The sequence below is a fragment of the Synechococcus sp. BA-120 BA3 genome, assembly GCF_034931285.1.
Taxonomy (GTDB): Bacteria; Cyanobacteriota; Cyanobacteriia; order PCC-6307; family Cyanobiaceae; genus Cyanobium.
Genome location: NZ_JAYGHZ010000140.1, coordinates 1 through 2266 on the forward strand (window position 1 = coordinate 1; position 2266 = coordinate 2266).

At 68.8% G+C, this 2266-nt stretch carries 5 protein-coding genes; 4 read left to right on the forward strand and 1 reads right to left on the reverse strand.

Going from position 1 to position 2266, the window contains the following annotated elements; all coding sequences use genetic code 11:
- The 4 genes from VB737_RS06550 to VB737_RS06565 all read left to right on the forward strand — a co-directional run.
- Positions 1-542 (forward strand): rhodanese-like domain-containing protein (locus VB737_RS06550; RefSeq protein WP_500312128.1); only part of this gene is annotated, 542 nt, incomplete at its 5' end.
- A gap of 26 nt (positions 543-568) precedes the next feature.
- On the forward strand, positions 569-844 hold the full coding sequence (locus VB737_RS06555) for a hypothetical protein (protein ID WP_500312130.1): 276 nt from the start codon (positions 569-571) through the stop codon (positions 842-844).
- Between the two features lie 80 nt (positions 845-924).
- Positions 925-1155 (forward strand): type II toxin-antitoxin system Phd/YefM family antitoxin, encoded by a 231-nt coding sequence (locus VB737_RS06560; RefSeq protein ID WP_500312132.1) that lies wholly within the window; start codon positions 925-927, stop codon positions 1153-1155.
- A complete protein-coding gene (locus VB737_RS06565) occupies positions 1155-1622 on the forward strand; it encodes a PIN domain-containing protein (protein WP_500312134.1) in 468 nt (155 codons plus the stop codon). Before VB737_RS06560 ends, VB737_RS06565 begins: the two co-directional genes overlap by 1 nt.
- Here VB737_RS06565 and dcd read toward each other — a convergent pair.
- Positions 1601-2125, reverse strand: a complete 525-nt coding sequence (gene dcd, locus VB737_RS06570) for a dCTP deaminase (RefSeq protein ID WP_323305803.1) — start codon at positions 2123-2125, stop codon at positions 1601-1603. The two genes, VB737_RS06565 and dcd, sit on opposite strands and share 22 nt — an antisense overlap.
- Positions 2126-2266: the final 141 nt, after the last annotated feature.

Sequence of the window (2266 nt, forward strand, 5' to 3'; positions counted from 1 at the left end):
CGGCCGCCGTCGCCCTCGGGCTGGCGCTGCACGGGATCGGTATGGGCCGCGGTGGGCCGGCCCCCGGCACCGCCGACAGCGTGCTGGCGGCCGAGGTGGGGCGCCGCTACGGGGGCATGAAGCGGCTGCTGTTTCCCGGCCAGCCGGAGATCTCCGTGGCCGAGTGGCTGGCGCGGCCCAAGGACCGTCCGGCGGTGCTGGTCGATGTGCGCGAGCCGCACGAACGGCGCGTCTCGATGCTGCCGGGAGCAATCACCAAGGAGGACTTCGAGCGCGACAGCGCCCGCTACCGCTCCTGGCTGGTGGTTCCGTACTGCACCATCGGCCTGCGTAGCGGCCTTTACACCCGGGAGCTCAGGGGCCGGGGCTTTGAGGTGCGCAATCTGGCCGGCAGCGCCCTGGCCTGGGCCCATGCCGGCCTGCCGTTCGAAACGAGCGGCAAGGCCACCCGGCGGGTGCACGTCTTCAACGGCGACTGGAACCTTCTCCCCCTCGGCTATGAGCCCGTCGTCACGAAGGCGCCGCCGGCCAGCGGTTCCTAGGGTCTGAACACGTGAGGAGCCGAACGATGCCGAAGCCACCCCTCGCCCTGGCCGCCGGGCTCATGGCCCTGCCGCTGCTGACCGTTCCTCTGCTCACTCCGGACCCGGCACTGGCCCAGAAGCGGATTCCCAAGCTGCCGGGGTACAACGAATGTCCGTTGGGGTATGTGAATGATCTCAAGCAGCACTGCAATTCGCCGATCTACTACGAGGTGCGGCCCACCAACGGCAAGCCCTGCCTCTCGGGCTGGATGAACATCGGGGCGGGCTACTGCAAGAAGAAGACGCTGGGGATCTTCTGATCCACGCACACGTGGATTCCTCCGCCGCATCCAGCTGGAGCTAGTGTAGTGATCAGCACTACCACTCCTTGATGATGGCCGTGATCAGTGCCGCGGAGGCCAACCGCTCCTTCTCCCGTCTGCTGCGGGAGGTCGCGGCCGGGAAGAGTTTCACGGTGCTCTCGAGGGGGCGGGCGGTGGCCACGATCAGCGCCCCCCAGCAGGCGGCGGCCGCCTATGGGTCCGCCAGGACGAGGCTGCTGCAGCGGCTCATCCACCAGGTGCCCAGCGATGCGGGTCGGGCCTGGAAGCGCGAGGAGCTTTACGACTGATGCGCTCCGCCCTCGACACCAACGTGCTGGTCTATGCCGAGGGCTTCGGGGATCAGGTCCGGGTCGAGACCAGCCGGTCTCTGCTGGCCGCTCTGGCGGACGGCGATGTGGTGATCCCTCTGCAGTGCCTCGGTGAGCTGTTCCGCGTGCTCACAGGCAAAGCCGGACGCAGCCCCGCAGAGGCCCGGGATGCCGTACTGAGCTGGATGGATGCCTTTCCCGTGGCGGATTCCACGGCCAAGGCGCTGGCCGGCGCCATGGATCTGAGCGTGGACCACCAGCTCGGCAGCTGGGACGCCCTCGTGCTGAGCGTGGCCGCCGACGCCGGCGCCCGGCTGTTGATCAGCGAAGACCTGAATCCAGGCTTCACCTGGCGGGGCGTGCGGGTGGTGAATCCCTACGCCGCCACCCTCGACCCGCTGTTGCTGCAACTCACGGGGGATGGTCAGAAGGAATCTTCCGTCTGACCGGCGAAGCGGCCGGCGTAGCTCTCGATGCCCTGCAGCTTCTGAAACACGAACTGGCAGATCGCGGTGCCGGGATGCACGGCGAGCGGAGCGGGACCGAAGTTGCTCATCTCCAGCACCTGCTGGCTGTCGATCCCCGGGCCCATGAAGGGGGCGCTGATGTGCACCATCAGGCCCAGCCGCGCGAAACGGCTGCGGCCCTCCAGCCAGCCGCAGAGACCGGGGCCCAGACGCAGCCGCTCCTGGGTGATCCCGAGCACCGTCTCGCCCGGCATGATCAGGATGTGCTGGCCCGGGGGCACCACGATCTTCTCGGTGAGCGTCCGGTAGTCGGTGTGCTCACGCACCTCGATCACTTCGTGCACCTTGCGGAACACCCGAAAGGTGGGGGCGAGGGTGAGGTCGAGAGAGGCGGGGCCCAGCCGCTCGGGAACGAAGGGCGTGACCCCGATTGCGCCCGCTTCGATCGCCTGCAGGATCGCCTCTCTGCCGAGAACGGACATGGGTTTCGCTGGGCACGGGCGAGGCTGGATTTTGTCAGGCGGGCGGCCGGGGCCCTCCGGCCAGGTCGTCGATGGACTGCTCCAGCAGATCGCGGCCGCTGTCGTACACGACGCGCGGCGCCGGCCGGCCGGCCTCGGTGG